Consider the following 5,299-nt stretch of genomic DNA (forward strand, 5'->3'; position numbering starts at 1 on the left):
GGTAGCAGCGCCGAGCAGCCTCAACCAAGGAGAGACAGCACAGTTTAGCGTAATGGCAACTGATGCCAATCGAGATCCCCTTACTATAACACTTGACTTTGGCGATGGAACTACTACAGCTCCTACACCCTATTTATCCTCGAATGGGGACACCCCACACCCTTTCCCCCACGAGTACACAGAATCGGGAACTTACGGCGCGACTGTAACTGTTACCGATAGTAAGGGCGCTAGCACTAATGATACTGTTAATGTGACGGTTAATAATGTCGCACCGACGATCGAGACTTTAGAAAGTAGTGCTACCAATATCAAACGAGGAGAAGAGATTAGTTTTAGTGCTAATGCGACAGATAGTGGTGAAGATGAGTTGACATATAGTTGGGATTTTGGCGATGGTACTACTTCTTCCCCTACACCCTCAACCATCACCCATGTTTATAACGATAGTGGATCGTATACCGTTACTCTGAGCGTTACTGATTCCGATGGCGCTACTACAACAAAGGCTATCGATATAGTTGTATCCAATCACGGCAACGGCTCTCTGTATTCTGAGGAAACATCATTATCCTTGCCTCCTCAATACGGCGAAGTAAATTCGCCGTCCGTGCCTCTCCCATCCCCAATGCTTGATGACGGCAACGGCTCTCTATCTGATGAGGTTTCATCATTATCTTTGCCTCCTCAATACGGCGAACCTGTGTTGCCGTCCGTGCCTCCCCTATCCCCAATGACGGGCTTCAATACGGCGACGCAGGTTCGCCGTCCAGCCCTCCCCAATGCCTTAATCAAAAGTGAAACGAATGGCATCTACCAAGTATCGGGCAATGAAGGAGAAGAAGTAGAACTGAATTTTAATTGGATCGAACACAACGCAACTATGGATTCGGAGATTGGTTTCTTCTTAGTTGACAATCCAACTGGTGAAATCGGTGGTGTAACTCCAGACGATCCCGAATATGCTGATTTTGCAATAGGTAGTCCCACGAGACAAACTTTGTTCGCACGAGGAGAAAAGCAGGGGGCGATGAAGGATGTCAAGTTGAGTGCTGGTAGTTATTTGATGTTCTATTTGGTTCAAAATGATACTGTTGAATCTTTCTTAAGTAATTCAGAGCAACCACCCAAAGTATTCTTTTCGATGATGGGGGCTAATTCTGATTCGGTAAACCATGTTCGCGATAAAGTTGGTGAAAGGGGCGAGTTGGAGGTTGCTTTTGAAGATCTATTTGGTGGTGGGGATAATGATTTCAATGATGTCGTCTTTACCGTAAGTGACACTCATTTAATCGTTCCAGGAATACCTGGGGAGATGGTTAATGCAACGGTTTCAATAGAAGGTAAGGAAGCTCTCTACAATTCTGAGATTGGTTTGTTGTTACTCGATGATGCCACTGGAAAGATTGGTAACTTGCTTCCAGGTGATGCTGGTTATGCCGAAGCATTGATGAGAATCTCGCGCGTTCAAACTATCTTCTCACCAACCCCAGAATTCGGAACGAATAATACTGTTGCTGTTACTGCTGGTAAGTATATGGTCGTTTATGCGATCGTCGATGGGACGAAGGAGCAATGGTTAGCTAATAATCCTAGTAATTCTAGTTCGGTTCGTCCTTATGCTCTATTCTCTCATGTGGGAGCTAACCCAGATGGTATCAATCACTTCAATCGTTTGTTGGGGGATGAGTTGGTGTTGGAGGATTTATGGGGTGGTGGCGATCGAGATTTTAACGATTTGAGGTTGAAGATTCAGTTTGAGTAATTAAAGTTGAAAGTGCCGACTGTCAAAAGGAGGCACTTAAAGCTCGAACAATTCTTTAATGACAACATCTTCTGCATAGAGATCCCCTATCACCCTTCAAGCGATCGCAGAATTGTTTCAATCGGAGTTTGAGTAGCAAATATTCAAACCCATCTCCAAGTATGCAGCGAGTCTTTTCACGAACTCTGGCCCGATTGTCTCTGGCAAAAAAAACCAAGGAAAGAACAAAAATTACACAAGTTCTCGATCGCATCGAGAACGATGTAAATTTACAGGCAATCGCTCTTTACAATGCGGCAAAAGAAAAAGTAAATATAATAGCAACAGCAGCAAAAGAATTTGGTTTGCGATCCGATCGAAAGACGGAACAACATTTGATTGAAATCGCCGATAATGCATCACATCGTCTTGAAGACATCGTGCGTAAGATTTCTAAGCTTATAGATAACAATAAAGGGAAAAATACCTGATGGGGTGACGAGCAAGCTAAAAAGCTGATTGGATAAGGGTCATTGCTCTTAAACCTCTCGCAAAAAAAGGTAGCTTATTACTATTAATTTGCATTAACTCTGCTACCCAAATTTGACATTCTTCCTGTGCTGCACACCAAGAATATCCATGCTCTTCCGACCCAAAAGTTACCATGTCGCAGCTCTATCCTTTTATGCTCTTTAAGACGACTAATATATTTTTGCGCTCCTTGTTTTTTAATCCTCTTACCTTTTAAACAAGCAACGGTGTAAGCGATCGCGCCCGTTATCTGTTCTCACTCTTGCCTGTCAATAAGCTAGAAATTCTCAGAGTCTTACAGTTATGACAGCCAAGCCCCGAAGGGGTTATGGCGGGGTTATCACCCCTTCAGCGATAGCTGTCAAAAGTGCAATTCAAGAAAACTATTAGGGTGCATAAAATACCTAATAACAAAGGTTTTAAAGTCACTTTATGCACCCTAACAAAAAAACTATTGCTCGTCCTTTCCCAAATAAAAAGAATGATGAACGCCATCGCGACGCATTCTTAAATATAAATATGGTCCATGCCCCCTAATGAATTTGGATTCGATATAGCCAGTACTCCCTCTAACTCCTACCCCCACTTTTTCAATCTTGCGATCGAATCGATACGGACGGCTGAAGTCGGAGCTAAGCTCGCTCCGACCGCGTCCTCCGCTTGGCTCTAGTTGTTTATCTTCAAGCCTTGCAATCATTATCTCGATCGCTTCTTTAATTAATTTAAGCTGGGCGAGCGTTAATTTATTACAGCACGACAAGATTTGTTCGATACTCGTACACTTTAGTCGCTCAATCTTTTGGGGTTTTCGTGGCATGATTATGGTAATGCCAATAAATTGCTACCTAATTATTTTAACTTCTATTGCCTTGTAAACATAGCAATTAGTCCAAATATGAGTAATCCCAATCCCAAAATAGAGCAACTCAAACCATATCAAGCAGTAGCTGGTGATGTTCAACTAGCCGAGCAGCCTTTAGCAGTCAGAGTCAACGAAAAAGTTGATTCGCTAATTAGAAAATTACCCAATAAAGCCGAGTGGATGAGACGGGTTTTGACTGAAGCGGCTGAAAGAGAGTTATTACAAGAATTTCAGGACTGAATAGTCGATTGTTAGGGTGCATAGACCGAGCTACAAATGCTTGAACACACATTCTTAATGCACCCTAATTTTTGCAGTTTGTTATTTTTTAGCACCCTAAATTATCGATGAGGCTCCGCCATGCGCCTTCTCTATCGGCGATTGGACTCCGTCCACGCTACGCGAACGCATCTTAATTAACTTTCAGGCAGTTCGAGTTCCCACAATGCTGCTGGATTGTTAGCCCATTTCAAATTAGCTTGGGCGTAAATAGCTGTAGTTTTCGGATCGCTATGCCCTAGAAGTTCTTGTACTCGCCGCAATTCTCCCGACGCTATCAATCCCTGCGTCCCTGCCGTATGCCTTAAACTATAGGGCGAAAGAATTCTATTTCCTCTGTCTTTTAAATTACTTTGTTTTAAATATTCATTTACTAAAGCAAAAATCCGCGATCGCGAAAGTCTCTCGCCCCGACTGCGATTGCCCACCGCAGCAAATAAAGGCGATCGAGCGCTGAGTTTCTCCCCCGTTTGCTTTCTGGCTGCCAGATAGCCGTGCAACAGAGCAGCTATTTTGGCAGTAAGCGGGATTAGACGTATTTTTCTTTTTGAAGAGACGCGCAAACCGAGGTTATCGCCCTGGCGCGTTAAATCCCCCACATTGGCTCGATGTAACTCTATGGGACGAGCGCCCTCGTACAACATAATCTCAATCAGCGCCAAATCTCGCAGTGGTTTAACTTCATTGTCAATTTCCACCCTGCCATCGGGAATTTCTTGACTGACGGTTAGCAATAAACTTTCTACTTCCTCTATTTCTAAATATTTAATTTGAGCGCTGGGGTCTACTTTTTCTAGCGGTGGTTTAACACCAAGTGCGGGATTGAACAGTAACAATTCAGCTTCGATCGCAGCCTCGTAAAAGCGGCGCACGACGGTCAACTTAAGGGCAATCGTCGCCTTTTTGTAACCCTGCTTGCTCAAATAATGCCTGTAGCTTTTTATATTCTTTCTTCTAGCCACAGCAGGGTCGAGAGTGACCGATTCACACCAATGCAAATAACATGCAATTTGCGTGGTGTAAGTTTTTAAAGTATCTTCGCTCGCCGCGCCCGCACCCACTTCCTCATCTAAATATTCCTCCCAAGCAGCCAGAAATTTTGACATTGGGCTTGGAATGAGTTCTGGCTCGATCGTCTTTGTGTTATTGTTTGCCAGCATTGAATAATTAATAATTTGTCTTATCTGTTATTCATTCTTCTTCATTTCTTTTGCCTTTTTGATTAAGTTTTATTGCAGATCGTTTCGTTACCTCTTTCCTTTAAGCTGGAGATATGCAGTTTAATTAACACAACCGTGGTAGCGATCGATCCTTTTAGTCTCACTCCCGCACAGCAGCAACATCGAGAATACTTAGAAAGTAAAGCTAGGAGTGCTTTTTCGGTTTCGGGTCTGGCGTTGCAGGAACTCAAGGCAAAGAGGCTTTACCTTTCCACCCACGATCGCTTTGAGGATTACTGTCTCGATTGTTTCGGGTATACGCGCGATAGCGCCTATCTCAAAATCGGTGCAGCCCTTATCTACCAAAACCTAGAGGAAGTTTTGCCGACCATTGGTCGGCACGTACCCCTGCCTTCCAGCGAGCGTCAACTTCGTTATCTGGTCAAGGCAAAAGTATCCAAACCCTTACAGGTGGAAATTTGGGTTGAGGCGGTGGAGGCTGCCGATGGTCGGATTCCTCCCGGTCGCATCGTTAGAGAGGTAGTACAAAAAATAACTGGCAAACCGAAGCGAAAGCGCTATCGCGTTGGTGAAGTCTGTCGCCTCGTTACCCTCGATAATCCCGAACTCAAGGGGAAAGGAGGGCATTGGTGTATTGTTGCAAGTATTGATGGCGATCTCTACGAGGTCAATACTTGGGATGGGGAATACGTTATTGCTAGC

Annotated in this window: 5 protein-coding genes and 1 pseudogene; 4 read left to right on the forward strand and 2 right to left on the reverse strand. The window is 44.0% G+C overall.

What is annotated here, in order from left to right; genetic code table 11:
- Nucleotides 1–1,765: PKD domain-containing protein (locus ACRC32_RS12075; protein ID WP_438554188.1), on the forward strand; the 1,765-nt coding region annotated here is incomplete at its 5' end.
- Nucleotides 1,766–1,926: 161 nt separating this feature from the next.
- Nucleotides 1,927–2,235, forward strand: coding sequence for a hypothetical protein (locus ACRC32_RS12080; RefSeq protein ID WP_438554189.1), 309 nt, complete (start codon nt 1,927–1,929; stop codon nt 2,233–2,235).
- A 491-nt stretch (nt 2,236–2,726) separates the two neighbouring features.
- Here ACRC32_RS12080 and ACRC32_RS12085 read toward each other — a convergent pair whose 3' ends face one another.
- Complete coding sequence (locus tag ACRC32_RS12085; RefSeq protein ID WP_438554190.1) at nt 2,727–3,092, reverse strand: hypothetical protein; 366 nt, start codon at nt 3,090–3,092, stop codon at nt 2,727–2,729.
- A 78-nt stretch (nt 3,093–3,170) separates the two neighbouring features.
- Here ACRC32_RS12085 and ACRC32_RS12090 point away from each other — a divergent pair, with 78 nt between their 5' ends.
- Entirely contained in the window at nt 3,171–3,377 is a 207-nt protein-coding gene (locus ACRC32_RS12090; RefSeq protein ID WP_438554191.1) for a hypothetical protein, read from the forward strand.
- Nucleotides 3,378–3,553: 176 nt separating this feature from the next.
- Here ACRC32_RS12090 and ACRC32_RS12095 read toward each other — a convergent pair whose 3' ends face one another.
- Nucleotides 3,554–4,576, reverse strand: coding sequence for a tyrosine-type recombinase/integrase (locus tag ACRC32_RS12095; protein WP_438554192.1), 1,023 nt, complete (start codon nt 4,574–4,576; stop codon nt 3,554–3,556).
- 135 nt (nt 4,577–4,711) lie between these two features.
- Here ACRC32_RS12095 and ACRC32_RS12100 point away from each other — a divergent pair.
- Nucleotides 4,712–5,299 (forward strand): annotated as a pseudogene (locus ACRC32_RS12100) (hypothetical protein); the annotation flags it as partial.

The sequence above is a fragment of the Chroococcidiopsis sp. genome, assembly GCF_051657925.1.
In the GTDB taxonomy this organism is placed as follows: domain Bacteria; phylum Cyanobacteriota; class Cyanobacteriia; order Cyanobacteriales; family Chroococcidiopsidaceae; genus Chroococcidiopsis.

Bases quoted from the DNA above. Each gene is read 5' to 3' on its own strand.
- ACRC32_RS12095 (WP_438554192.1), bottom strand. From the start codon at position 4,576: ATGCTGGCAAACAATAACACAAAGACGATCGAGCCAGAACTCATTCCA.
- ACRC32_RS12090 (WP_438554191.1), top strand. From the start codon at position 3,171: ATGAGTAATCCCAATCCCAAAATAGAGCAACTCAAACCATATCAAGCA.
- ACRC32_RS12085 (WP_438554190.1), bottom strand. From the start codon at position 3,092: ATGCCACGAAAACCCCAAAAGATTGAGCGACTAAAGTGTACGAGTATC.
- ACRC32_RS12080 (WP_438554189.1), top strand. From the start codon at position 1,927: ATGCAGCGAGTCTTTTCACGAACTCTGGCCCGATTGTCTCTGGCAAAA.